The organism is Paraburkholderia caffeinilytica, from assembly GCF_051027425.1.
GTDB classification, from domain to species: Bacteria; Pseudomonadota; Gammaproteobacteria; order Burkholderiales; family Burkholderiaceae; genus Paraburkholderia; species Paraburkholderia caffeinilytica_A.
Window position 1 is genome coordinate 2,758,448 of sequence record NZ_CP186552.1, and the last position, 26,436, is coordinate 2,784,883.

Annotated in this window: 21 protein-coding genes and 2 tRNA genes; 10 read left to right on the forward strand and 13 right to left on the reverse strand. The window is 61.6% G+C overall.

The genetic code is table 11. The features are described from left to right. Window positions 1–132 precede the first annotated feature (132 nt). On the forward strand, window positions 133–1,302 hold the full coding sequence (locus ACOSV0_RS12120) for a glycosyltransferase family 4 protein (protein WP_434106425.1): 1,170 nt from the start codon (window positions 133–135) through the stop codon (window positions 1,300–1,302). A 185-nt stretch (window positions 1,303–1,487) separates the two neighbouring features. On the opposite strand, the gene rpiA is transcribed toward ACOSV0_RS12120, so the two are convergent. After that, window positions 1,488–2,183: a ribose-5-phosphate isomerase RpiA gene (rpiA, locus tag ACOSV0_RS12125; protein ID WP_434106426.1), complete on the reverse strand. Its 696-nt coding sequence runs from the start codon at window positions 2,181–2,183 to the stop codon at window positions 1,488–1,490. 296 nt (window positions 2,184–2,479) lie between these two features. Here rpiA and ACOSV0_RS12130 point away from each other — a divergent pair, with 296 nt between their 5' ends. Next, on the forward strand, window positions 2,480–3,715 hold the full coding sequence (locus ACOSV0_RS12130; RefSeq protein ID WP_434106427.1) for a glycosyltransferase family 4 protein: 1,236 nt from the start codon (window positions 2,480–2,482) through the stop codon (window positions 3,713–3,715). Between the two features lie 65 nt (window positions 3,716–3,780). Here the strand turns inward: ACOSV0_RS12130 and rlmB are convergent, their stop codons facing one another. Next, window positions 3,781–4,524, reverse strand: coding sequence for a 23S rRNA (guanosine(2251)-2'-O)-methyltransferase RlmB (rlmB, locus tag ACOSV0_RS12135; RefSeq protein ID WP_434106428.1), 744 nt, complete (start codon window positions 4,522–4,524; stop codon window positions 3,781–3,783). Window positions 4,525–4,719: 195 nt separating this feature from the next. Continuing rightward, entirely contained in the window at window positions 4,720–7,236 is a 2,517-nt protein-coding gene (gene rnr, locus ACOSV0_RS12140) for a ribonuclease R (protein ID WP_434106429.1), read from the reverse strand. A gap of 321 nt (window positions 7,237–7,557) precedes the next feature. Here rnr and ACOSV0_RS12145 point away from each other — a divergent pair. Beyond that, window positions 7,558–7,644 (forward strand) — tRNA-Leu (locus tag ACOSV0_RS12145). A 269-nt stretch (window positions 7,645–7,913) separates the two neighbouring features. Further along, window positions 7,914–8,000, forward strand: a tRNA-Leu gene (locus tag ACOSV0_RS12150). 170 nt (window positions 8,001–8,170) lie between these two features. Here ACOSV0_RS12150 and ACOSV0_RS12155 read toward each other — a convergent pair. The 7 genes from ACOSV0_RS12155 to ACOSV0_RS12185 form a co-directional block, all read right to left on the reverse strand. After that, window positions 8,171–9,427, reverse strand: coding sequence for an MFS transporter (locus ACOSV0_RS12155; RefSeq protein WP_434106430.1), 1,257 nt, complete (start codon window positions 9,425–9,427; stop codon window positions 8,171–8,173). Further along, window positions 9,424–10,584, reverse strand: coding sequence for a CaiB/BaiF CoA transferase family protein (locus tag ACOSV0_RS12160; RefSeq protein WP_434106431.1), 1,161 nt, complete (start codon window positions 10,582–10,584; stop codon window positions 9,424–9,426). The genes ACOSV0_RS12155 and ACOSV0_RS12160 overlap by 4 nt, the downstream gene beginning before the upstream one ends. A gap of 11 nt (window positions 10,585–10,595) precedes the next feature. After that, the gene (locus ACOSV0_RS12165) at window positions 10,596–11,603 is read right to left on the reverse strand and encodes a ketopantoate reductase family protein (RefSeq protein WP_434106432.1); all 1,008 of its coding nucleotides are present in this window, start codon (window positions 11,601–11,603) and stop codon (window positions 10,596–10,598) included. A gap of 8 nt (window positions 11,604–11,611) precedes the next feature. Continuing rightward, complete coding sequence (locus tag ACOSV0_RS12170; RefSeq protein WP_434106433.1) at window positions 11,612–12,310, reverse strand: SDR family NAD(P)-dependent oxidoreductase; 699 nt, start codon at window positions 12,308–12,310, stop codon at window positions 11,612–11,614. Between the two features lie 68 nt (window positions 12,311–12,378). Continuing rightward, window positions 12,379–13,539, reverse strand: coding sequence for a CaiB/BaiF CoA transferase family protein (locus ACOSV0_RS12175; protein WP_434106434.1), 1,161 nt, complete (start codon window positions 13,537–13,539; stop codon window positions 12,379–12,381). Window positions 13,540–13,589: 50 nt separating this feature from the next. After that, on the reverse strand, window positions 13,590–14,480 hold the full coding sequence (locus ACOSV0_RS12180; RefSeq protein ID WP_434106435.1) for an enoyl-CoA hydratase/isomerase family protein: 891 nt from the start codon (window positions 14,478–14,480) through the stop codon (window positions 13,590–13,592). Window positions 14,481–14,574: 94 nt separating this feature from the next. Next, window positions 14,575–16,077 (reverse strand): aldehyde dehydrogenase family protein, encoded by a 1,503-nt coding sequence (locus ACOSV0_RS12185; RefSeq protein WP_434106436.1) that lies wholly within the window; start codon window positions 16,075–16,077, stop codon window positions 14,575–14,577. 210 nt (window positions 16,078–16,287) lie between these two features. Between ACOSV0_RS12185 and ACOSV0_RS12190 the strand changes: the two genes are divergently transcribed. Continuing rightward, entirely contained in the window at window positions 16,288–17,121 is an 834-nt protein-coding gene (locus tag ACOSV0_RS12190; RefSeq protein WP_434106437.1) for a FadR/GntR family transcriptional regulator, read from the forward strand. 28 nt (window positions 17,122–17,149) lie between these two features. Here ACOSV0_RS12190 and ACOSV0_RS12195 read toward each other — a convergent pair whose 3' ends face one another. After that, entirely contained in the window at window positions 17,150–18,397 is a 1,248-nt protein-coding gene (locus ACOSV0_RS12195; RefSeq protein ID WP_434106438.1) for an ABC transporter substrate-binding protein, read from the reverse strand. A gap of 116 nt (window positions 18,398–18,513) precedes the next feature. Further along, a complete protein-coding gene (locus tag ACOSV0_RS12200) occupies window positions 18,514–19,752 on the reverse strand; it encodes an MFS transporter (RefSeq protein WP_434106439.1) in 1,239 nt (412 codons plus the stop codon). 289 nt (window positions 19,753–20,041) lie between these two features. On the opposite strand from ACOSV0_RS12200, the gene ACOSV0_RS12205 reads away from it, so the two are divergent. The 5 genes from ACOSV0_RS12205 to ACOSV0_RS12225 all read left to right on the forward strand — a co-directional run bounded on the left by ACOSV0_RS12205 (window position 20,042) and on the right by ACOSV0_RS12225 (window position 26,105). Continuing rightward, complete coding sequence (locus ACOSV0_RS12205) at window positions 20,042–21,274, forward strand: multidrug effflux MFS transporter (RefSeq protein ID WP_434106440.1); 1,233 nt, start codon at window positions 20,042–20,044, stop codon at window positions 21,272–21,274. Between the two features lie 218 nt (window positions 21,275–21,492). Beyond that, on the forward strand, window positions 21,493–22,722 hold the full coding sequence (locus tag ACOSV0_RS12210) for a porin (protein ID WP_434106441.1): 1,230 nt from the start codon (window positions 21,493–21,495) through the stop codon (window positions 22,720–22,722). 347 nt (window positions 22,723–23,069) lie between these two features. Beyond that, window positions 23,070–24,227, forward strand: a complete 1,158-nt coding sequence (locus ACOSV0_RS12215; RefSeq protein WP_434106442.1) for a CaiB/BaiF CoA transferase family protein — start codon at window positions 23,070–23,072, stop codon at window positions 24,225–24,227. Between the two features lie 64 nt (window positions 24,228–24,291). After that, window positions 24,292–25,179: a fumarylacetoacetate hydrolase family protein gene (locus ACOSV0_RS12220; RefSeq protein ID WP_434106443.1), complete on the forward strand. Its 888-nt coding sequence runs from the start codon at window positions 24,292–24,294 to the stop codon at window positions 25,177–25,179. 11 nt (window positions 25,180–25,190) lie between these two features. Then, window positions 25,191–26,105 (forward strand): alpha/beta fold hydrolase, encoded by a 915-nt coding sequence (locus ACOSV0_RS12225; protein ID WP_434106444.1) that lies wholly within the window; start codon window positions 25,191–25,193, stop codon window positions 26,103–26,105. Window positions 26,106–26,197: 92 nt separating this feature from the next. On the opposite strand, the gene ACOSV0_RS12230 is transcribed toward ACOSV0_RS12225, so the two are convergent. After that, a complete protein-coding gene (locus ACOSV0_RS12230) occupies window positions 26,198–26,326 on the reverse strand; it encodes a hypothetical protein (RefSeq protein ID WP_434106445.1) in 129 nt (42 codons plus the stop codon). Window positions 26,327–26,436 lie beyond the last annotated feature (110 nt).

Below are 26,436 nucleotides of genomic sequence, written 5' to 3' on the forward strand. Positions count from 1 at the left end.
TAAATCACTTCGCACCTTATGCGCCCGACGATCGACGTTTCATCACTCGCCCATTCTTTGCCACTGGCTCAGCCCGCTCTGATCGATCCATCTGCCGCGCCGGCATCATCGGTACCGACGGCGACATCGACAATGCTCTCGCCGGCGATGCCGGGTGTGCTATTCGTCGACCAGAGCGGCCAGCTCGGCGGCGCTGAATTCGCACTCCTGCAACTGGCCGGAAGCTGCATCGCGCGCAGCGAAGTCGTGCTGCTTTCCGATGGTCCATTCCGCAGACGTCTCGAAGCGCTCGGCGTCCGCGTGCAGGTGCTGAACGACGCGCGCGTGTCGGGTATCGTGCGGCAATCTTCAGGCTTGAACTGTCTGCGCGTCGTGCCGGGCATCGTGCGCCAGGTCCGCGCGATCGCGGCGCGCGCCCGTCCATTCGACGTGCTGTTTCTCAACACACAAAAGGCCCTCGTGCTGGGTGCGCTCGGCAAACCGCTGCATCGCAAACCGGTAGTCTGGTATCAACACGACATTCTTACGCGTGAACATTTCGGGCGCGTGCAGCTGAGCGTCATCAAGTGGCTGGTGCGCTTCGCCGTCGATCAGGTGATCGCGAATTCGCAGGCTTCGAAGCGGTCGCTGATGGCGTTGACAGGTATCGCGGCCGACTCCGTGCCGGTCGTCTACAACGGTATCGACGCGGGCGCGTTCAAGCGCATCGACAGCAGCGATATGGCCGCGTTGCGCCGGCGACTGGGCCTGCCCGAACATGCGTGGCTCGCGGGTTTGTTCGGCCGCCTCGCGCCATGGAAAGGTCAGCACATTGCACTCGAGGCAATGGCGCGGCTGCCCGACGTGCACCTGGTGCTGGTCGGCGCGCCGCTATTCGGCGAAGACGCGTACGCGCAACGTCTGCATGAACAGGCCGAGGCACTGGGCGTAGCGGATCGCGTGCATTTCGCGGGCTTTCAGGACGACGTGCCCGCATGGATGAAAGCGATGGATGTGATCTTGCACACGTCGACCGAACCAGAGCCATTCGGGCGGGTGATCGTCGAAGGCATGGCGGCGGCGCGCCCAGTTATCGCAGCCGCTGCGGGCGGCGTGACCGAGATCGTGCGGCATCGGCGCAATGGCTGGCTGGTAAAACCGGGGGACGTGGCCGCGCTGGCTGAGGCGATCGGTTCGTTGCGGGCCGATCCGGCAATGGCGCAGCGTCTCGCGAATCAGGCGCTTGCCGATGCGCAAAGCAGGTTTTCAGTGGATCAGTATTTGCAGCGGATGACGCAGGCGATCGGGCAAGCTGTGCGCTAAGGCGGGTTGATGTTGGTCCGTGCTGGGCGGCGTTGTTTTCGCTGATGTGCGAGCGTGACGGTGTGAGCTAGGTGAGCTACGTGAAGGTCGAAGCTCGCTAATACAGGTTCAACGCAAGCACAGGTTCAACGCAAACGCGCGAGCCCGCTAAAGCAGGCTCGCGCGTCATTGCAAAAACGCCGTAATCAGCTCTTGCTGTATTCGATCGTCTCGACGCCCGTATCCGTGCCAAGCATGCACAGATTCGCGCCACGGCCTGCGAAGAGGCCCGCCGTCACCACACCCGGCCATGCATTGATATGCATTTCCAGCGTGCGCGGATCGCTGATGCGCAGACCCTTGACGTCGATAATCTCGTTGCCGTTGTCGGTAATGAACGGCACACCTTCTTTGGTCACGCGCACCACCGGCACGCCGCCGAGCGCCGTCACGCGGCGGCCGATCGCGGTACGCGCCATCGGCACGACTTCGATCGGCAGCGGGAAGTTGCCGAGCGTGTCGACCAGCTTGCTCGCATCGGCGATGCAGACGAATACGTCCGACACCGACGCGACGATTTTCTCGCGCGTCAGTGCGCCGCCGCCGCCCTTGATCATCGCGCCGCTGTGGTCGATTTCGTCGGCGCCGTCCACATACACCGGCAGCGAATCGATTTCGTTCAGGTCGAGCACCTTGAAACCGTGTGATTGCAGGCGCGCGGTGGTGGCGAGCGAACTCGACACCGCGCCGCGGTAGCGGGCCTTGCTGGCGGCCAGCGCGTCAATGAAACAGTTCGCGGTGGAGCCGGTGCCGACGCCGATCACGGAGCCTTCCGGCACGTTGGCGTTCACATAGTCGGCGGCGGCCTGGCCGACCAGTTGCTTGAGTTCGTCTTGGGTCATGGGGAATGCAGGCGAGCAGTAAAAACCGCAAGTTTACCGGAGTGGCGTCGCCAGGCCGGATTTATCGGGCGGATTCGCCGAAAAAATCGCCGCGTTCCTGTTGAACGGTTCACGTTCATGACCTCGGAACCTATCAAACGGCCCACAGCCAGCAAGCCAGTGTAAGGGTCATGTCAGTCACCGTGCGTACGCACGCCCACACTGAACACGTGACAGTCCACGAATAATGAGGCCACACCGGTCGCACCTTGTTGACCGCACCATAAAACTCATTTCGCTATCCTACGCGCCTGACGATGAACGTACCCGAACTCACCAGCCACTTTCCGCTCGCCCAACCGGTGCAAACGGAGACAGCCACGCAGGATATCCCGGAAGCGCCCACGGTGCTGTTCGTCGATCAGAGCGGTCAGCTCGGCGGCGCCGAATTTTCGTTGCTGCCGCTCGCGTCCGCATGTACCGCGCGCGGCAAGGTCGTGCTGCTGTCCGAAGGCCCGTTTCGCGGACGGCTCGAAGCGTTGGGCGTATGTGTGCAGGTGATCAACGAGGCGCGCGTCTCGGATATCAACCGCGACGCGATGCAGCTCAACTGGCTGAGCGCACTGCCCGGAATCTGGCGGCAGGTGCGCGCGATCGCCGAGCAGGCCGCGCAATTCGACGTGCTGTTTCTCAACACGCAGAAGGCACTCGTGCTCGGCGCGCTCGGCAAACCGCTGCATCGCAAACGCGTGATCTGGCATTTGCACGACATCATGTCGCGCGAACACTTCGGGTACGTGCAGCTGTTTATTGTGAAGTGGCTCGTGCGGCATGCCGTCGATCACGTGGTCGCCAATTCACGGGCGTCGGCGAATTCGCTGATCGCACTCACCGGTCTCTCCGCCGACGCGGTGCCGGTCGTCCACAACGGCATCGATGCCAGTGAATTCAGTCGAATCGACGCCAGCGACATGATCACGCTGCGCCGTCGTCTCGGTCTCCCGGAGAAGGCGTGGCTCGCCGGTTTGTTCGGGCGTCTCGCGCCGTGGAAAGGACAGCATATTGCGCTCGCCGCGCTGGCGCGCATGCCGGATGTACACCTTGTGCTCGTCGGCGCGGCGCTGTTCGGCGAAGACGCCTATGCGCAGAGTCTGCATCGCCAGGCCGAGCAGCTCGGCATCAAGGACCGCGTCCATTTCGCCGGCTTTCGCGACGATATGCCGACGTGGATGAAAGCGATGGATGTGATCCTGCATACGTCGACAGAACCCGAACCGTTCGGGCGCGTGATCATCGAAGGCATGGCGGCCGCGAGGCCGGTCGTCGCGGCGGCGGCGGGCGGCGTCACCGAAATCCTGCGGCATCGCAAGAATGGCTGGCTCGTGAAACCCGGCGACGTGACGGGCTTCGTCGATGCGGTCGAAACGCTGCGCGCCGCGCCGGAGTTTGCCCAGCGCCTCGCCGACCAGGCGTTCGCCGATGCGCAGCGCGACTTCTCGCTCGACGGCTATCTGAAACAGATGACGCTTGCCATCGCCCACACGGCGCGCTGACGGGTCACGGGATTCGGCGCCCTGCTTCCGACTTACTTCCGACTTACTTCCGCTTCACTTCCGCCTCACTTCTTTACCGAGCGCTGACGCACGGCTTCGAACAGGCACACGCCACTCGCCACGGACACGTTCAGGCTTTCGACCGTGCCCGCCATTGGAATCTGCATGACCACGTCGCAGGTATCGCGCGTGAGGCGCCGCATGCCTTCGCCCTCTGCACCCATCACCAGTGCGACGGGGCCGTCGAGCTCGGTCTCGTAGAGGCTCTTGGTGGCCTCGCCGGCGGTACCGACAACCCACACCCCCGCGTCCTTCAATTCGCGCAGCGCGCGCGCCAGATTCGTGACGGTGATGTACGGCACGGTGTCGGCCGCGCCACTCGCCACCTTCGCGGCCGTTGCGTTCAAACCCACCGCACGGTCACGCGGCACGATCACCGCGTGCGCGCCGGCCGCATCGGCCACGCGCAGGCAGGCGCCGAGATTGTGCGGATCGGTCACGCCGTCCAGCACCAGAATCAACGGCGAACCGTTGATGCCGTCCAGCAGCTCGGCCAGATTCTGCGCGAGCGGCATGTCGGTCGCACGCGCGACCACGCCCTGATGACGCTCCGTATGCGCGAGCCCCCACAGACGCGTTTCGTCGGCGGCGATCAGACGCACGCCGGCTTCTTTCGCCGCGTGCAGGAACTCGGTCATGCGACGGTCTTTGCGCGTGGCGTCGTAGTAAACCTCTTCCACTGTCGACGCGTCGTGCCGCATGCGTGCGGTCACTGCGTGGAAACCGTATAGAACCTTGAGACGTGACATGACTGAAAAACCTTTGATTGAGCGCGCCTTGAAACGCGCGCTGCTGTGATGAATACGAGCTTGCTTATTTTGTTGCTTGCCGTGTTGCTTGAGCGTCCGCTTCGGTACCTGACTTGATCACGATGAAACGAAGACCGCGCGCAACCGGTACGTATCGACGTACCCGATGCGCGCGGTTCAAGCCGTCTTGCGACTTCAGCGCTTCTTGCGGGCCTGCGGTTTCGATGCCGGCTTGGCCGCTGCCCCGCCATGCTTCTTCGCCGCGCCGCGTGCCGCGCGCGCCTCCTTGACGGCCGCGGTTTGCGCCGGCGCTGCCTTCTTGCGCCGTCCACCCGCACCTGCCGCCGCGCCGCCTGCTGCGCCCTCCACCGGCGGCAACGAACGCACGCGCGCGCCACCGCTTTCGGCCGATGCCTTATCGGCGAGCGCCGCCCGATTCGTCGGCGGCTTGATCGGCGTGTCGCGCACGAGACGGAAGTCGATCTTGCGCGCATCGAGATCCACACGGCTCACCTGCACCCGCACGCGATCCGACAGCCGGTAGCGAATGCCGGTACGCTCACCGCGCAACTCGTTCTTGATTTCGTCGTACTGGAAGTAGTCCGAGCCCAGTTCGGTGACGTGCACGAGACCTTCGATAAAGAGCGAGTCGAGCTGCACGAAAATGCCGAACGACGTCACGCCGCTCACCATGCCGCCGTACTCTTCACCAAGCTTGTCGCGCATGAAGTAGCACTTGAGCCATGCTTCGACGTCGCGCGATGCTTCGTCCGCGCGGCGTTCGTTCGCCGAGCAATGCAGACCGAGTTCTTCCCAGATCGCCACGTTGTTCGAACGCTGGCGGCCGCGCTTTTCGTCGTCGGCTTGCTGCATCGCGCGGGCGCGCGGCGACAGCGCCGTGTTCAACTCCACGCCATGCGGCGGCTCCGGCTGATATTTGCGGCCTTGCAGGATCGCGTAGATCGCGCGGTGCGTGAGCAGATCGGGATAGCGGCGGATCGGGCTCGTGAAGTGCGCATAGGCTTCGTACGCGAGACCGAAGTGGCCGATGTTGTCCGGGCTGTAGACGGCCTGCTGCATCGAACGCAGAAGCATGGTTTGCATCATCTGCGCGTCGGGCCGTTCGCGGATTTGCGCCATCAGCGCCGCGTAGTCGCTCGCATGGGGCTTGTCGCCGCCACCGAGCGAGAGTCCCATGCCGCGCAGGAACGTGCGCAGGTTTTCGAGCTTCTCGACCGTCGGTCCGGCGTGCACGCGGTACAGGCCCGGATGCTTGTTGCGCTTGAGGAAATCGGCCGCGCAGACGTTCGCGGCCAGCATGCACTCCTCGATCAGCTTGTGTGCGTCGTTGCGGGTACGCGGCACGATCTGCTCGATCTTGCCCTGCGCATTGCAGACGATATAGGTCTCGGTCGTATCGAAGTCGATCGCGCCGCGCTTCTGGCGCGCGGCGAACAGCGACTTGTAGACGCCATAAAGATTCTGCAGTTGCGGCAGCAAGGCGGCGCGGCGTGCCGCTTCCGGCCCCTTGGTGTTCTTCAGCACCGCGGCGACTTCGGTGTACGTCAGGCGCGCGGCGGAATTGATCACGCCGGGATAGAACTGATACGCCTTCACTTCGCCGCGTGCAGTGACGATCATGTCGCACACCAGCACGCAACGGTCGACATGCGGATTCAGCGAGCACAGCCCGTTCGACAGCTTCTCCGGCAGCATTGGAATCACGCGGCGCGGGAAGTACACCGAGGTGCTGCGTTCGAGCGCGTCCGCGTCGAGCCCGCTCTTCGGATGCACATAGTGCGAGACGTCCGCGATCGCGACGATCAGGCGGAAACCTTCGCCGCGACCGACCTGAACCGGCTCGCAATACACCGCGTCGTCGAAGTCGCGGGCGTCTTCACCGTCGATCGTGACGAGCGGCACGTCGCGCAGGTCGATGCGATGGCGCGCGTCGGCCGGACGGACTTCGTCGGGCAGCTTGGCGGCTTCGTCAAGCGCGGCCTGGCTGAATTCGTGCGGCACACCGTATTTGCGCACCGCGATTTCGATTTCCATGCCGGGGTCGTCGATATCGCCCAGCACTTCCACCACGCGGCCGAGCGGCTGCGAATGGCGGCTCGGGAAATCCGTCAGCTCGACCACCACCACCTGGCCAACCTTGGCCTTCTTGGTGTTCTGCGCGATCAGAATGTCGTGACCGATGCGCTTGTCTTCCGGCGCGACGATCAGCGCGCCGTTCTCGTTGAGCAGACGGCCGATCACGCGCTTGTTGGCGCGATCCGTCACTTCGACGATATGCCCTTCCGGCCTGCCACGACGGTCATAGCCGACGATGCGCGCCAGCACACGATCGTTGTGCATGACCTTCTGCATTTCGCCGGTAGGCAGGAACAGATCGTCCTGACCGTCGTCGCGAATCAGAAAACCGTAGCCGTCGCGATGGCCCTGCACCCGGCCCGCGACAAAGTTCGACGGATGGGTCAGCTGATAGAGATTGCGCTGATCGAGCCGGATCTGGCCGTCGCGCTCCATGGCGCCTAAGCGCTTGAAAAATCCTTCGCGCTCCTGGCGCTTGATCGACAGGGCTTCGGCGATGTCGTTCGCGGCAAGCGGCGCTTCACTCGTGCGCAGGACGCCCAGGATTTCTTCGCGGCTCGGGATCGGATACGGGAATTTGCTCAAGGGCTTGTCGATGATTTTTTCTCGTTGCATGGACGTCGGTCGGCGATGTGGCTCGGCTTAAGAGGCGCTCGGCTTGGAGGCGCTGGGTTTTTGCGCTTAAGTTGCACTTGCGATTGCACTGGAATGACTGCTCGGGTCCGGCTCGTTCAAGTCTGAGTCCGACGGGCGTGTGCACCGTGCCAACGAACTACTGCGAGGCATTCTAACACCCGTCTTGTGCGCCAAGCGGCCCGGCAATAATCGCTGTGAGCCGCACGCAGGCTCGCTGCAGCGATGTTTAAGCGACTTTAGAGAAACGCTTGACAGCCCTGAATCTGTCGCTATAATGGCGTTCTTTGCTGTTCATCACCTGCCCAGGTGGCGAAATTGGTAGACGCACTAGGTTCAGGTCCTAGCGGTGGCAACACTGTGGAGGTTCGAGTCCTCTCTTGGGCACCAGATTCAAAAGTAAAGCCGCCTGACGTTTCACGTCGGCGGCTTTACTTTTTGTGTGAAGCTATGTGATCCGATTCTGGTTTTTTGATCGGATCCTGTGGCTGGCAGGACGGTTGTGTCGGCGTGATTTTGCGTGAGTCGACGCCGTCAAGCAGTGAAGTTTGCTTCGCTGCATGGCACATCCGGGCGGTTGATGAAACGACGGTTTGCTTGCATGTAGGGATTGACACGCTGCATCATCACGCTAAAATAGCGGTCTAGCTTGAAGACGTGCCCAGGTGGCGGAATTGGTAGACGCACTAGGTTCAGGTCCTAGCGGTGGCAACACCGTGGAGGTTCGAGTCCTCTCCTGGGCACCAACAGTTGTTCCGGCGTAAGCCGAAGAGGTTCGAGAAACCCCGTAAGATCAAAGTCTTACGGGGTTTTTTGTTTTCCGCAGCGTCCCTTGCGTTCTACTGACATCGACGATTTTTGCGTATACATTGCATTCGTGAATACGCGGAAAATAACCACGGATCCCGGATTCTTCTCACCCTTCGAACCGTAGTTCGCTCTTACGCAATCCAGCCACCAGCACCGCGGCGATCAAGGCCGCTGTCGCTGCCGTCCAGAACGCCGCCTGATAGCTTCCGGTATGCGAAAAGATCTCCGCAAACAACGCGGGCCCACACCCAAGGCCAACGCTAAAGCAGAACATCAACGAGCCATAGATCACACCCAGATGCCGGCGGCCAAACACGCGTGACGTCAGGAACGCGAGCGCGTCTACTTCCGAGCCCAACGTCAAGCCGATCAGAATCGCAGCGACAGGTGTCGTTACGGCGAATATCCCGGCAGCCAGGCATACGTGACCGATCGCAGCGCCCACAAACATCATCGAGGTAAGCAGGGGTGCGAAAAACCGGTCAAGTAGCGCGCCAAAGCCGACACGCCCAGCCATCATCGCGACGCCGACAATCGTCATGACGAATGCGCCCTGCTGTGCCGTCACCCCATAGTCGGACAGTACGATGGGCAACACCCACGTACCCGCCCCAACTACGACCGAAATCAGAAAGAAGCCGAGCGCCATAAGCCAGAACGCGCGAGTGCGCAATGCGGCGCTCAGGGTGAGACCGGCCGGTTCATCCGTAGCAAAGACGCGTGTGCCCGGCTGGAGAATGCTGCCGACTCGCGGCGGTTCATGAATCAGCCAATGCACCGACGGAACGCTGATCAGCCACACAAGCCCGCCCAGACACAGATAAGCGTTCCGCCAACCGAGCGCGTCGATCAGCGCCGCCGCCAAAGGCGGCAGCAATGCCACGCCGAGGCCGCTGAGCATCAAGGCGAGCCCCAAAGCAAGTCCCAGACGTTTGTCATACCAGCCGGCGACTGCTTTCACATAGGTAACGGGCACCTGGGCCGCGCCGAGAAGAAACGTCAACGCGAAGAACAGGACAAAACTGTTCGCGCTGTTCGACAACAGGCCGACCATGCCCAAACCGAGCCCCAGCAACGGCCCTGCGAAGCGCGCGACGCGGCGCGCGCCGAAGCGGTCGACTGCGAGCCCCGTCAAGGGCCCGCAAAGCGCGAGCAGTATCTGACCATACAGCACGGCGGAACTGACGGTCGTACGCGACCAGCCCGTTTCAGCAACGATCGGTTTGACGAACACCCCGAAGCTGAAAAGCAGTACAGGCCCTGTATTGACCAGCATATTGAGGCCGGCACCCGCGACCACCGCGCCTGCACGCACCGCATCGGCGGAACGCGCTTTGCGGCGCCAGCCCGACAACGAACTCATCGCCCTGTTCCCCACGGCGTTTGCGCGTCATGCTCGCCGAGAGCCGGAGCGGGAGCACACGCGGTAAGCAGGTTACCGTCGAACACACCCGGATACCGCACCGAGCGCACAGCCCCTAACGGCGTATCGAGCGTCGAATAAAGCTGGTTATGCAATACCTGCGGATCGTTCAGATGCTCGTCCGGATCGTTGACCGGCCCGCAAGGCACCTCGAGCTCCCGGAACTTCGCGAGCCATTCACGGCTGGGGCGCGCCTTCAGCGGCGCAGCGATGCGCCGAAAGAACGTAGCCGTCATCTCGGCCTTGTCGGCGATCGCGCGCAACTCCTCTTTCCATTCCGGATGGCCGATGGCCTCAAGCGTCTTCGCCAACTGCTTCCCCGACACAGGCGACAGCACGATGTAGCCGTCCTGCGTCGCGACCACAGGTTGCGGCGGCGCGCGCCATGACGAGTCGTCGTCCAGATAGGTGCGATGCTGGAACATGTCGGGGAAATTGAAGTACGAGACCATGTCGAGCATCGAAGTCTGAATATGCACGCCCTTACCGCTACGACCACGCGCGAGCAACCCCGCCAGCGCCAACTGGCACACGAAGCTCGCGCAGAGCTTGTCAACCATGAAGCTGTTGGTTGCTTTCGGCACGCCGCCCGCAGCTTCGTACGCAATCAGCCCTGTTCTCCCTTGCACCAATGCGTCGAAGACCGGCTCTCGCGCGGCGTCGCCATCGGGCCCATAGCCCGTAATCGAAAGACGGATCAGCGATGCGTTAAGCGCTTCAACGGTTTCCTTGCCGACGCCGAGCTTTTCGGCCACATGCGGGCGCAGGTTGTCGATGTAAATATCCGCGCCGCGCAGCAACTGTTTGAATGAATCGAGACCGTCGGACGCTTTCAGGTCGAGCACCACGCCTCGCTTGCCGCGGTTGGCATTGCCCCATACCACACCGACGCCATGACGGCTCAAGCCGAAATTGCGGTAAGGGTCGCCGCCTGGCGGCTCGACCTTGATCACATCGGCACCCAGATCGGACAGCATTTGCGCGGCGAACGGCCCGGCCAGGTAACTGGCGGCCTCGACGATCCTGATACCGGCGAGCGGGCGAATAAAGGCATCGCCCGCTCGCCCGGACGCGCTTGAGGTGGTGTGGGTGGACATGCTTCGAAGCCTCAGCAAGATAAATGCGTGGAAGGTCTCGCACTGTTGGCGCAAAGTTGCGAGAGCGCGAGAATCATGTCAATGGTCGGCGCGGGCTTGCCGGCAAGAGCGCTCAGCGCGCCGATTGAACGCGCCAGCACGTCGAGTTCGAGCGGACGTCCGTGTTCGAGATCTTGCAGCATGGACATCTTGTGCGTGGCCGCACTGAGCGTCAGGGCAATACGTTTAGCGGGAGCCTGGGGGATTTCAACGCCGAGTTGCCGGCCGATCGCATCGGCCTCTTCCATCATGGCGCGGATGATGGACATCACACCGCCGGCTCCGGCCATTTCGCCAAGACGCGCGAGCGTGAGTACGGCCACAGGATTCCAGCACAGGCTGTTGACGAACTTCACCCAGATATCACCGCGAATGTTGTCACGCACCGGAGCGTGGATACCGGTTTCGATCAGCAGTTCGCTCAGGCGCTCCGCACGCGGGCTTCGCGAACCGTCGATCTCGCCGACAAGACACGCGGCTCGCTCCCCGTCCTGTACCACGCATCCCGGCACCGGCGAGTGCACCCCGATCCAGTAGGCGATTCCCAGTACCTGCGACGGCGGCATGGCCTGCCAATGCCGGTCGCCCGGGTCGATGGATGTCAGTCGGCTACCGCCAAACGCGCCTTTCCGACCGTGGAAAAAGTAGTAGGGAATGCCGGTGGTTGGTGGCAGCACAGTCGTGCCTGTGCCGATCAGCGGCGCAATCGTGCCGAGCGCGCCGTCGACCTGGTGCGCCTTCAATGTCAGAAACACATAGTCTTGCGGGCCCAGCGCACGCGCGTCGTCGACCGCGTTGACCGCCGTTGAGAACGTCTCGCGCGGCGTAGTCACACGCAAGCCGTTTGCGCGCAATGCGGCAAGGGTGGACCCGCGCGCCACGATACTGACTTCGGCACGACCGGCTCTCGCCAGATGCCCCGCGATGAAACCGCCTATCGCGCCGGCACCGACCACGGCAATCCTGATCTTTTGCGCCATGGCCGCGATTAGTACAGACCACCGTTGACGTCGACGATCGCGCCGTACATGTAGCTCGCCGCGTCGCTTGCCAGAAAACCCACCACATTCGCGATTTCGTGGGGCTCCGCTGCACGTTGCGGGGCGGTGCCGGCGATGAATTTCTCGCGTGCCGCCTGCGGCACCGCAGCTCCCATCGCGGTGTTGACCGTGCCCGGCGAGACCGCGTTGACGCGAATGCCGTGAGCGCCCAGCGGCCTGGCAAGACCGCGCGTAATGGCCATGACGGCGGCCTTCGATGCACCGTAGTCCGTTACCGCACTACCGGTGTGCCCTACGATAGACGCCAGATTCACGATCACACCGCCGCCGCCCACTTCGACGAGACGCCGCGCCACAGCTTGCGAAGCGAAGAACATGCCGCGCACGTTCACGTCGAACGTAAAGGCGTAGTCGGCCGGCTTGATGTCGAAGAAGCTCTTGCCGTGCCAGACTCCCGCATTGTTGATCAATGCCCGCACGGTGCCGTACCGACTATCGATCTCAGTGAATGCCGCGCCGATCGCGTCGACGTCCGTCAGATCACACTGGCAATATGCGCCACCCCGCACGCCCGCTTCGGCGATGTCCAGCCCGACCGCTGTGTACCCCTGCTTCTCGAGCACGGTACAGATAGCCTGTCCGATCAGACCGTTGGCCCCTGTCACGACGGCAATTTTTTCTGACATAGCATCAGCTCCATATGAACTCGTTGATCAGTAAAAGCGTGTTCGACGTCCGGCACGCCGCTGCGGACTCAGCGTCCGCGCACCCGCCAGGCGGCAGATGGATCGGCGAGCACGCTATCGGTGTGTTCGCCCAGACGCGGCGGCGGCAGGCTGATTTCGTTCGGCGTCGCGGAGAAGCGCAGTGGATTTTTGAGTACGGACAGCTGTCCCGCTGCCGCATGCTCGATCGAATGGACCATATCGCCAATCACACGCGGGTCGCTGAACACTTCGTCCCATGTGCGCACCGCGCCATAAATTGCGCCCGCCGCGCGCAACACCGTTTCCCATTCCGCCAGCGTGCGTCCGCGAAATGCCGCGGCCACCCGCTCGTCAAGCAACTGGCGATTCTTCAGGCGGGCCGATTTCGTCGCGAACAGCGGATCCGTTGCCATGTCCGCCAGTCCCAAAGCGCGCGCGAGAATCACCCAGAATTTGTCGTTGATCGAGATCACCATGACCTCACGGCCGTCGCTGGTCGCATAGGTGTTGTTCGGCACGATGTCCCAATGCTCGTTGCCTGTGCGTGGCGGCGTCTTGCCGGTGGCCGCGAAATACACGTCACGCGGCGCAATGCTGAAGATCGACGCATCGAGCATGGAAAGATCGACACGCTGCCCGACGCCCGTTTCGTATCGCGCGATCACCGCGTTGAGAATGCCGGCCGTGGCAAGCAGCGCTGTGACCAGATCGGAAAATGGAAAGCCGGTCTTGAGCGGACCGCTCTGCGCCGTGCCGGTGATCTGCATCAGGCCGGACTCCGCTTGCACGACCTGGTCGAGCGCCGGGCGGTCGCGATCCGCGCCATTCCGGCCGAAGCCGGTAATCGAGCAATAAATGAGCCGAGGGTTGAGCGCCTGCAGTTCCTCACAACCGAGACCGAGCTTCTCGGCAAGTCCGGGGCGGAAATTCTCCACCAGTACGTCGGCCTCTGCCGCGAGCGCCTTTACCATCTCGCGTCCCTGCTCCGTCTTCAGATCGAGCACGACACCGCGCTTGTTGCGGTTCATGCTGAGAAAAAACACTCCGTCGCCGCCGAGCGTCACCTCGCCCGACGATCGGAATGGATCGCCTTCCGGCGCCTCGACCTTGATCACATCGGCGCCGAAGTCGCCAAGCATCATCGTGGCCATCGGGCCGGTCATCATCTGCGTAAAATCGAGCACGCGCAATTTGTGTAAGGCACCCAACGCCGTCTCCTCTCCAATGAATTCCACTCGCGGCGAAGCGTCCGGCACGCTTACGCCGACGCGTCAGCATCGTCTGATGGTGTGTAGAACGCTTCCCGTCCGTGACTGGAGGCACGCACGCCAGATTCACGTTTGGCCTTCATGAAATTGAATTCGTCTTTTTCGTAGCGCACATTCGTGGCTAGTGAGTGCATCACGTAGCCGTACGAAAACTGACTGGTGAGCCGCAACGAGTCGTACGCAAGATGGGCGGCTGCCTTGCCGATCGCGAGACCATCGCGGGGCAAACGGACGATGCGTTCAGCCCATGCCTCGCCCGCCTCCGTAAGTTCCTTCTCTGGCACGACCTTGTTGACGAGACCCGCGCCAAGCGCCTCCTCGGCGGTCCACAACTCGGCGAGCAACAACAGCTCGCGCGCCTTGCGCGGGCCCATCGCCATGATTTCCCATGCTCCGAAATATGACGCGCCGGACAGGCCGAGTTTTTGCTCCGGGTGGCCGATCCGGGCGTTGTCCGACGCAATCGACAGGTCACAGCCTTCCGCGATGTACAAGCCCGCTCCAATGCAATAGCCGCTGATCAACGCTAGCGTGGGCTTCGGCGACAGGAAAATGCGCTGAAAGCGGGCAATGTAGTGCCGGTCGTGATGCAGACGCGCCCGCTGGCTCGGACGACGCGGCTTGCCCGCGGCGTCGAGCTGCGGTTCGCCGTATTCGTGTCCCACTTCGGCGAGATCGTGTCCGGTGCAGAAATCGCCGCCTGCTCCGCGAAAAACGATTACGCGCACATCGTCATCGGCCTCCGCACGATCGAGGAGATCCATCAATGTGCCGAACATTTCCTCGGTTAGCGCGTTTTTCTTTTCGGGCCGGTTGAACGTGATGTACGCACGACCGTCACGCGCTTCATACGTCACCAGGTGCCTGCGGGTATCGTTCACTTCATCCACCTCATTGGTTGATCTACCAGACAGGCCGAAGTAGTGGCCGCGCGACTGTCAGTCGCGCCCGCTTCGGCTGCGCTTTGCGTATGACTCAATCGAGATTGACAGCGACGCTCTTCACTTCCGTGTACAACTCCAGCGCCTCGCGGCCGCGTTCACGGCCCCACCCGGATTGCCTGAAGCCTCCGAACGGCAACGCCGGGTCGGGCACCGAATGCACGTTCACGCCGACCGAACCGGCCCTGATGCGCCGGGCAAGTTTGTGCGCGACGCTGAGGTCGCGCGTCCAGATGCTGGCTGCGAGACCGTAGCTCGTGTCGTTTGCTACCGCTGCGAGCCGGTCGATTTCGTTGTCGCGGAAACTCATTGCACAAAGCACCGGCCCGAAGATTTCTTCGCGCACCACTGACATGGTCGGCCGGGTGTTCTTCAATATCGCGGGCGTGACGAAATAGCCCTGTTTTGCCTCGCTAGGCGCGCCACCCAGAACCGTCGCGCCGTCATCGCGCGCGGCCTCGACATAAGACGTGACACGGGCGCGCTGGGCGGCCGAGATCAATGGCCCCATCTTCGTGTCAGCATCGAGGCCGTAGCCGATTTTCCAGCCGCGGACCTCGGCGTACACGTGATCGACGAGTTCGTCGTAGATATGCTCGTGGACATAGAACCGCGTGCCGGCTGAGCACACCTGGCCCGTGTTGAAGAAAGCCGCGCGCGCCAGCGCCGGCGCGACCTTCTGAATATCAGCGTCGGGAAAAACGATGACAGGCGATTTGCCGCCGAGTTCGAGCGACACGCGCTTCATGTTGCCCAGCGCCGCCTTGACCACGAGCTTGCCGACTTCGGTTGATCCGGTGAACGCAACTTTGTCGACGTGCGGGTGCGCCGCCAACGCCGCGCCCGCCGTCTCGCCTTCGCCCGTCACGATGTTGACCACACCTGGCGGGAAGCCCGCTTCCAGGATTAGTTCGCCGAGACGCAATGCCGTCAGCGGTGTTTGCTCTGCCGGCTTGAGGACGATCGTGCAGCCCGCCGCGAGCGCCGGAGCGATCTTCCAGATCGCCATGCCGAGCGGATAGTTCCACGGCACGATCTGTCCCACCACGCCGATCGGCTCGCGCGTGGAGTAGGCATGCCATTCACCGGGCACGGAGACGTCTATCGTTTCGCCAGTGAGCTTGGTCGGCCAGCCAGCGTAGTAGCGCAGCATCTCCACAGAACTGAGCACATCCACCGCCCGCGCGAACACCACGGGTTTGCCGTTGTCCAGCGACTCGAGTTGCGCCAGTTCGTCAGCGTGGTCGTTCACCAGATCGGCGAGTTTCCAGAGCAGTTTGCCGCGTTCGGCAGGCGTGATGCGGCGCCACGGGCCCGTGTCGAACGCAGCGCGAGCAGCGCGTACGGCACGATCCACATCGAAGGCATCACCGGCGGCAACGCGCGTCAGCAACTCGCCCGTGCCGGGATCTTCTACATCGAGCGTGCTGCCGGACTCAGCATCGCTCCACTTGCCGCCAATCAAAAAACCGTGGCGGCGCCGGACAAACTCCAGAACCGCATGACTGAGCGAGGGATGGGCTAATCCACGTTGCATCGATCATCTCCATGTGAAGCCGACATGCAAAGTGCCGACGGTCATCAGGTGTCAATTTGTTGATAGATTAAATGGTTCAACCTTTTAAGTAAACCGCTTTGTACGCAAAAATTCCGTGATGCATCGCCGTCGAAAAAAACTGTTGCTCAGTACACCCATGCATCGCTCGCCGGCGTACCATCGGCCATAAAGCAAATCGGGGCTCGACTCATGGACACTGCACAACGCTTGAAAAAACCAGGGGTGACGGCCTCGCGCGATAAGTCTGAGGCGGCAAACACCCTTGCGCCGCATACACCTGTTCAGACGCGTCGCGCGTTTGAGGAAGTAGCGTTGCAGATTCGCTCGCAGCTGAGCAGCGGCAAGTTGCGTCCGGGCGACAGGCTTCCGGCAGAGCGCGATCTGGCGGAGCAGTTCGGTCTGAGTCGCAACACCGTGCGCGAAGCATTGAGAACGCTTGAAATCTCGGGCGTTCTCGAATTTCGCAAAGGAACCACGGGCGGCGCCTTCGTGCGCGAAGGTCAAGGTGACGGTGTGGTAACCGGTATCGCTGATCTGTACCGGCTCGGCACGCTCGGCCATGAACATCTGACCGAAGCGCGCATGGTGGTGGCGCTGGCAACTACGCGCGCTACCTGCGAACGCGGATCGCAAATGGATCTGGATGCGCTCGTCAATAACGTGCGCGCCGCTGAAACAGCGGTAAAGGCCGGCAACATTGGCGAGCGCGTATCGATCAATCTCGAGTTCTTCCGCATTCTCGCAAACGCGTCGCGCAACCCATTACTCATCATTCTCACAGACGCGATGATCGAGATCCAGGTCCTGCTACTCGAAGTGCTGACCCCCGCCCCGAGCAGCACGGTGATGGCGTCCCGTCGAAGATTGCTCAAGCACCTGCTGGCACGCGACACGGAACGCGCAATCAGCGAAATGGAAGTCCACCTGAAAGCGCTTGAACACCACTACGTGTCTCAACGTCGAAATGCGCCGGCAGGCGCGACACAGTCCGGAGCGTGGCAGAGAATCAGGCGCCAGACCTGACGCCTCCCGCGCCGCCGGCAGCCGGCTTTCAGGGCTTCGGCCTGAAAGCGGCGAGATCCGCATCGACGAAGCGCGTGCCGTTTTCCGCCACCTCGATAAACGTGAACCAGTGCTCGTCGGGCGGTCCCTGGTGCCGTGTCGGACTGAACAGATAGTGCGTACCCGCCGCGCCTTCGATACCGTCGAACGAGCCGATCTGTTCCACCGCGTTACGCAATGCAGCTCGCGCCTGCTCGACGTTGCCGCTGTCGACCGCTTTCAGGACGTCCGGCTGCGCCAGCGCTCGAAATGCTGCCCGAGCCGCGTCGTAAGCCACAGCCGGATACAGATTCGGCAGATGCGGACCGAAACGCGAGTTGAATGCAGCAAAGAACGCCTTCACGTCTGCCCGGTTCGGGTCGACCGTGTTCGGCACGAGCACACCGTCGGCACTGGAGCCGGCCAGCTTCAATAACGCTGGCTGCAAAGCACTGCGCACCACGATCATCGGCAGCTTCAGATTCAGTTGTTGTGCCGTCCGCAAAACCCGCGCACCGTCTGCCGGATAGGGAAAGATCACCATCGCGTCAGGCTTCGCGTCGCGAATGCTGAGCAGTTGCGGCGTCAGGTCGGCCGCGCCGGTGTCGTAGGTTTGCTGAACGACTACAGGAATGTGGCGAGCCGTCAATGCCGCGAGCATCGCGCGCTGACCGTCGATGCCAAAAGGCGCCGAGCAGTTAATCACCGCTATGCGATGGAAGCCCTGCCTGGCTAGCAGATCGGCTACTGCTCCGGCGTCCTGCCGGTTCGCCGGGCCGAAGCGAAACAGATAGGGCGCCGGCGGATCGGTGAGCTTGTCCACCGTGGCGCCCATCACAAAGAAGGGAATCTTGTCCTCGTTCGCAGCGGCTGCAATGCCGGTCGCCACCGCCGCCGGGTTTGCGCCGATGATGAGCAGCGCATGATCGTCTTCCGCACACCGTGCGGCAAATGAAGCCGAAAGCTGCGGATCCGTCTTGCCGTCATAGCCGATCAACTCCACCTCGTGACCGGCCACGCCACCGGCAGCGTTGATCTGATCGACGGCGAGACGAACCGCCTGGTAGCCCTGCGTCCCGGTATCCGCAGCGGCGCCACTGCGGTCGTCGATGTGACAGATTTTCAGCACGGGAGCGGCGGCCACCGCGGCATGTGCCCACGCGCCCGCCAATACTGCAAGCATCACGGCCTGCAGCAGCCGGCGCACTCGCCATACAGCGTTATGGGAACCGCGAACACAGCCTGAGAGTCGCCGCATGATGTCTCCTGAATGATGGCTTTTTATAAAATCATTGAATGGACCAACCATTCAAAAATATGCCATTCGACACCGCAGTGTCAAGGAGACCGTTACCAGGGAAAACAACGTAAGCGTCAGGATTCCGCGGCCACGTGCCGACGCACCAGGCACAGCAGAACGGCGCCTAGCAAGGGACCAATGGCAATGACGCCGAGCGTGGTGTTCAGGGAGCGGCCATGCTGGAATACATAGCCTGCGACGATGGGCGAGATGAAGCTGCCGACCGACCAGACGGTGTTGACGAATCCCGCGGCGGCGCCGGCCAGTTGCGGCCCTGACGCTTGCGTATAAAGACCGATCAACAGCGGCGTATAGCCGTAGGCGGCCGCACCGAGGAATGGCGCGAGCACGTAATAGGCAGAAATCGAGCGGCAATTGCCGAAGGCAACCAGCAACGCGATGAACAACAGCAGATCGACTATCGTCACCAATCGGGCGTAGCGGATCAGCTTATCGTACAGCCAGCCAAACAAGGGTTTCGAAACGAACGCGCCAACGCCGAACCACACCAGAACCGAGCCGGCGGCGATGGGTGACACACCGTGCGCAACCGTCATCAACGCATTCGCCCACGCGACAAACCCCAGCGTGCCGTACAGCGCACCCGCACCGCCCAGCGCAAGCAACAGAAGATTGCGGTTTTTCAGTAACGCGACGATCTGACTGGAGGTGATTCGCGGGACGGACTTCCCGTCCGGCGTATTGCGCACGACGAATAGACAGATCAGCGAGAAAACCAGAGTGGCTATACCGAGGATCTGATAAGCCGCCTGCCAGCCATAAATTGCCGTGATCCGCGGCACTGTTGCATTCGCAACCACGACCGAAACCGATGTGCCGGTCGCCCAGATGCCGAACGCACGCCCCTTGTCTTTACCGAACCAAACGGTCAGGATTTTGATCGTTGCCCCATACTCAGCGCCGGCGGCAAACCCCATCAGCAGGTGCAATGCAATCGCCATCCAGAACGTTTGCACGAAACCGAAACAGAACGTCAACACGCCCAGTGGAAACATCGAAATGGCGAGCGTCGCGCGACTACCGAATTTATCCGCAAGGATTCCGCCAACGGGGCACGATACTGTGTAGCCCACATAAAATGCGGTTGTCAATGAGCCGAGCAATGCGAGCCTGAACCCGAGTGCGTGTCCCACCGGCGCCGCAATACTTGCCCAGGCGAAACGATCGACACAACTCACCGTGAAGGCCGCCCAGATCACCAGCAGGATCACCCACCGAAAGCCACTAGCCGCCGCGTCCGGCAGCACCGCTACCGATACGTCGCTCATTGCAAGTTGCGTGCGCGATTTCATCACGTTCTCTCCGATCTGTTTCTCGCCGGCATCACAGCGGTGTCCTGTCGCGACAAATAACAATGGTTCATCCATTGTCACAACAAATCGATTCATGTATACCCTGGCGCCCGAAAGCTGAACCGGATACGCGGCTTCTCCAACCATGCGGCGTTGACATTCATGTCGGGCGAGCAATATATTAATGGTTCATCCAATGATACATAAACCGTCTCGCTAGCGCCGTGCCCGTCTCTCTCCGAGCTGAACTCCGGACAACTGCTTCCGCCACTTTTCGAGCCGCGCCGCCATGACCACTCCATCCGCGTCCACTCATATCCTCGTGCGTGCGCCCTCGTTGTTCATTCTTGTCTGCATTACGTTGTCCGGCACCTTCCCGCTGCATGTCTTCGTTCCCGCTTTGCCATCCGCAGCGCGGGACCTGCACGCGTCTACTTCCGGAATCGGCCTGACCATCACGCTGTACATCATCGGTTTGTCGGCCGGTCAGCTCGTTTATGGCCCACTCTCCGACCGTTACGGGCGCCGGCCGGTGCTTCTTGCCGGGCTGACACTGTTCGCGATCGCGAGCGTGGCCGCTGCATGCGCACCGTCGCTGGCGTGGCTGGAGCTGGCTCGCATCGCCCAGGCGCTGGGCGGATGCTCTGGCCTTGTGCTCGGCCGCGCGATTGCGCGTGACAGTTCCGGGTCGACCACGCTGATCAGGCGCCTCGCCACCCTAAGCATTGCGATGGCCATCGCCACCGCCGTCGCTCCGGTCATCGGCGCGCAGTTCGTGGCTCATCTCGGCTGGCGCTGGATCTTCATTACCATGAGCGCGGCCAATGCACTGGTGCTGATATCGGTATGGCTGCTCGTGCCCGAGACGCACGTGCCGTCGGACGACTTCCAGATTCGCCGCTATCTGAGTAGTTACGCTCACCTGCTCCGAACGCCGTCGTTTCTTGCTTACAGCATTGGTGGCGCGAGCGCGACCACCGGCATCTACGCGTTTCTGTCCGCCTCACCGTTCATTCTGGAATCGGAGCTCGGCTTGTCGCCGCAAGCTTTCGGATTCGCCTATTTCTCGCTGGTGGTCGGACTCGCCAGCGGTCAGAGCGCCGCCAAACGGCTGGCGGCGACGCTACCTGCACGCTCCGCGTTACTCATCGCCAGCGCGATCATGGGTGCCGCGTCGCTCAGTCTGGTTGTTTCATATCTCTCACATTCGATCACCCTTCTTTCCATCATGGCGCCGATGATCGTCATGTTCTTTGCCACCGGACTATCCAGTCCTTATGCAATCAGCAGCGCGCTCGATGTCGACGCCACCGTAGTAGGCGCGGCAGCCGGACTATATGGCTGCCTGCAGATGGCCTACGGATCGCTTTGCACCGCCGCCATTGGCGTCGCACCCAACGATCCGACCAGATCGATGATCGCCGCGCTGTCGCTCTCAAGCGTCATTGCGTGGTTTGCGTTCAGGGCAGCGCCGCGTCCGCTGCCCTTCCCCAAGACGAATGATCGAAGCTCGGTAGCCTAGTAGGTGGTTGTCCCTAGGTTCGCACACGCTTCGCGACCTTATCTTCGACCTTCATCGATGGCTGACCGCCCATTAGGGTTTGCTCTGTTTGACAGCAAATTTGTATCCCTTATATTTCAATTCAATGGTTCATCCAATAACAAAGAACCATCAATAAATCAGACAAACCAGGTGTGTCGCGGCCTTGAACGTCGCGGCACGAGATCTAGGAGACAACGTTGAAGCTTGTAAAAACCTTGATTGGCGCGCTGACGCTCGCAGCATGGGCGCCCGCGTTCGCACAGAGCACAGTCACGCTGTACGGTCTGCTGGACGAAGGCATCAACTACGTCAACAACGCACAGACCGCACAAACTGGCGCACCGCACGGCCGTACTGGCGGAAGCGTAATCTCCATGACCACGGGTCTGGTGCAGGCATCGCGCTGGGGCCTGAGAGGCGCCGAAGACCTCGGCAACGGCTACAAGGCAGTCTTCACACTGGAGGACGGCTTCGACGTAGGCACCGGTAAATTCCAGCAGGGCGGCACCTTCTTCGGCCGGCAGGCGTTCGTTGGAATCTCGGCACCGTGGGGCGCGCTGACTGCCGGCCGGCAATATGACTCCATCGTCGATGTGATCAATGTCATGCAAGCCGGAACTTATGCCGGTGGCGCATTCGCCGATCACCCGGGCGACATTGACAACGTGGCTGATTCGCAGCGGATCAACAACTCGATCAAATACACAAGCCCGACTTATCATGGGTTTCTCGTAACAGGTCTGTATAGCTTCGGCGGCGCCGCCGGAGAGTTCGGCAAAAACAGCATCTGGTCCGTCGGCGCGCGTTACGCTATCGGCCCGGTCATTGCCGCTGCTGGTTACCTGCATATCGACAACCCGAATCAGTCTTTCTACGGCAACGGTTCGACCGGATCCACGACGGCCAACAATCTTGGTTCGGTGACCGGCGTTCAGGTCAACCCGATCTATGGCGGATTTGCTTCAGCAGGGAAATTGCAGATTTTCGCCTCGGCATTGCAATACACGGCCGGTGGTTTGACGATAGGCGGCGGCTACTCGAACATCCGCTTCCAGAACCTGAACAGTCCAAACTCGGGGACACTGAGTCTGACCAATCCGTTTGGATACACCGGCAATGCGGCGTTCAACAATTACTCCATCTTTACGGGCTATTACGTCACACCCACGCTCGAAATCGGCGCGGCGTACAACTACCTGACGGGCGGCGCCATCGACGGCAAAAAGCCCGCAAAGTATCAGACTGTCAACGCGATTGCCGACTACTTCCTGTCCAAGCGAACCGACCTGTATCTGACTGGCGCGTATATGAAGGCGTCGGGCGTCGATTCGACCAATCAGGCTGCCGTGCCCTATCTGGTGACGCTCACCCCGAGCAATACGTCGAGCCAGGTGGTGGTGCGACTCGGTATCCGGCATAAGTTCTAGTTCGCCTCGCCAACGCGGCAGCGAGATCCTCTGCCCGGATCGTCCGGGCGCCGCATTGCTCTGCTTCTCCGAATGGCCGCGCACTGCCCTCATCGTCCGGGCAATGCGCGACGTCCTGCTGTCCCGCGCGTTCGCGCTGAATCGCTGCATCAGCGGCTTCAAGCCCCTTCTACCTTTTCCGATACAGCAACTGACGCGGCGCTGCGCGCGAGGCGCTCCCGCGTCAGTTGCGCTTGACATCATGCTGCGCATCCTGCATCATAATTTCAAAGGTTGATCCAATGAATTTATGTAATTAAAACAGCGTGAAATCCGCTCACGAGCACAACCAGCCAGAGAGACGCCAGATGTACGATTCAGACCAACCCAGCCATGCGACTTCCTCCGACGGGAGCGCAGCGCCAAAGCGGCCGCTCGACGGCATCGTCGTCGTGGAAACCTCGAGTTTTCTCACCGGCCCCTTCGCCTCGATGATGCTCGCCGATCTCGGTGCCGACGTCATCAAGGTAGAACCGCCCGGTGGCGATGGTTTCCGCAAGTTCGGCCACAACCGCGAGGGCTACAGCGCGTCATGGACCAATGCGAATCGCGGCAAACGCAGCGTCGTCATCGATTTGAAAACGGCGGAAGGCACGCGTCGCCTGCAAAACCTGCTGGAAGGCGCGGACATTCTGATCGAGAACTGGCGGCCTCGCGTGGCCGCGTCGCTCGGGCTCGGCCGCGATGTACTGGAGACGCGCTATCCGCGCCTGATCCGTCTTTCGATCAATGGATTCGGCGACACCGGCGCACTCGCCAATGCGCCGGCCTTCGATTCGTTGATCCAGGGCCGCACCGGCATCGTGGCGTCCGAAGGCCGCAACGGTAAACCGGCGGTGACGCCGTTCAACATGGTCGACAAGGTCACCGGCGCTTTCGGCGCCCAGGCAGTGCTGGCCGCGCTTTACGAACGGGAAAAAACCGGGCGAGGCAGCTATGTCCAATTGCCGATGCTCGATGTCATGGGTTATTTCAACTTCCCCGACATGTTCCAGCATCGCACGTTCGAGGGAGACACATCGGCATGGAAGCCACCTGCTTCGCAGGTACTGGAAACCGCCGACGGCTTTGTCGTGATCTCACCGGCCAACGGTGCGCAAATGTCGAAAACGCTAAACGCGATCGACCGTCCGGAATGGAAGGAAGAGTTCAAGCAGATGCGCGACCCCGTTGCGATGGCCGATGAATTTTTCCGCCGCGTCGGCGCGGTCGTCAAGGAAGGTAAAACGGCTTACTGGCTGCAACGTTTCGGCGAGATGGACGTACCTGCCGCGCCGGTGTTCTCGCTCGACGAATTCCTGCACGACCCGCAAGTTGAAAACAACCAGGTGTATAGCTTTGTGGATTCCCCGGTCGGGCCGATTCGCACAGCACGTTATCCAGCCAGTTTCGACGACCGCAAGCTGATTGCGCGTTCGGGGCCGCCCGCGATCGGCGAACACGACGAAGCGGTCGGCGGTTACTGAACCACGCCTTCAATGCCAGTCAGATGTCGCCCGGCATCGAAAACCACTCAACCAGGAAATTGACATGAAGCTTGCAAGTTTCGACGGTGGACGCATCGGCGTCGTGGTCGGCGAGGATATCGTCGACGTATCCGATCTCGTAAACGCCGCACCCGATACGTGGCCGCCAGTCGGTATGCTGCACGTGATAGACCGGTTTGCGGCGCTGCGCGGCAAACTCGAAGACCGCGCGCAAAGCGGCAAACGTGTGCCGCTTTCCGCGGTGAAACTCGAGACGCCGGTCGCATGGCCGAACAAGGTCATCGCGTTCCCCGCGAACTATCACGCGCACGTGGAAGAGATGAAGCGCGGCACCGGTCTTATTTCACCGTTCAAGGCGGACGGCCAGGGATTTTTCCTGAAGGCGAATTCCAGTTTGAGCGGACCCTCCGACCCGATCGTGCTGCCCGCGATTGCGAACCGTCAGATTCACCACGAATGCGAACTGGCGATCATTCTCGGCAAGGGCGGGCGTGAAATCAACCGTGCCGACGCGCTCGACCATGTGTTCGGCTATGCTTGCCTGATCGACGTGGTAGTGCGCGGCAAGGAGGAGCGCGTAATGCGCAAGTCTTACGACACCTTCTGTCCAGTCGGCCCCTACCTTGTGACCGCCGACGAAGTACCGAACTACGACGCGATCGATCTGCAACTCTCGGTCAACGGCGACCTCAGGCAAAAAGCCAGCACGCGGGACCTGATCGTCGACATTCCGGAAATGATCCGCATGGCTTCGGCGGTCATGACGCTATATCCCGGCGACATCATCGCCACGGGTACGCCCGCTGGCGTCGGTCCGCTCCAGGGTGGCGACAAGGTCTCGATCGAAATCGCCGGGGTCGGCTCGATGACACTCGACGTCGTACAAAGCATAGGGGGCAGTCACCCGGTGTGGGACAAGCCGGTCAACTGAACGGAGATGCAATGGAACGCATGGAAACTGCTCATATCCGCTCGCCTGCTCGTCACAGTCTGCACACCCGCCGTATAAAGATGGAAGACGGCGTCACCCTGATTGCGACGGAAAGCGGAGAGCGTGGACAGCCCGCCGTGATTCTATTGCACGGCGGCGGTCAAACACGTCACTCCTGGCGCGGCACGGTCAAAACGCTGGGCGAGCTCGGCTACCATGCGCTCGCATTCGACGCACGCGGTCACGGAGAGAGCGACTGGTCGGCGGAACTAAACTATTCCTATAACCGCCTTGCCGACGACCTCGAGGCCGTCATCGGCACCGTGGCCGCCGAACCGGTGGTCATCGGCGCATCAATGGGCGGAATCACCGCCATGCATACCGTTGGCCGAAACCCCGTCAACCTCGCCCGCGCGCTCGTGCTGGTGGATATCGCGCCGCGTGTCGATCCCAAAGGTCTACGGCGCGTTCACGATTTCCTGAACGGTTATCCGGATGGCTTCGCCAATGTTGAAGAAGCGTCCGACGCGGTCGCCGCCTATAACCCGCACCGGCCGCGCCCGCGCGATCCGCGTGGCCTGATGAAAAATCTTCGATTGCGCGACGACGGACGTCTTTATTGGCACTGGGACCCGCGCTTCTTTGCCAGCCGCAACGACGAACAGCGCGAGAAGAGCACCAGGCGGCTGCTCGACCTGTGTCCGAATATCAAGATTCCAACTCTGCTCGTGCATGGCGCCGAAAGCGATGTCGTGTCGAGCAACGGAATCGACGAGTTGCGCGAACGCTTGCCGCAGCTCGAAACAGCGTTAATGCCGGGAGCCGGCCATATGATCGCGGGCGATCGCAACGACGCTTTCAACTCGGCCATCATGACGTTTCTGAAGCGCCTAGCGCCGGCCGGGTTGAACGGACAGCACGGCTAGCTTCTGCGACTGGCAGTGCATTGAAGCGGACAGGTTGCCCTCTCCAGGGAATTCGATATCGTTCTTCCACAGTCCAGGAAGAACGATTTTTTTCATTCTATTGTTGGCACACTGCCTACATAAGCCAGCGCGCACAACATCATCGCGCAGACCAGTTGTTGCTTCGTGATGGCAGCACGGCTTTGCAAATCGCCCCACCAGACCCTGCTGTTCATCTTCACGATTACCTCCATTCCAGCCGTCCCTAACCGCGCTCCCGCATCGGTTCGATGCATACGATCGGCGCGAAAAATCAGGCGTGCGCGGATCGGAAACCCGCCCACGCCTTCTG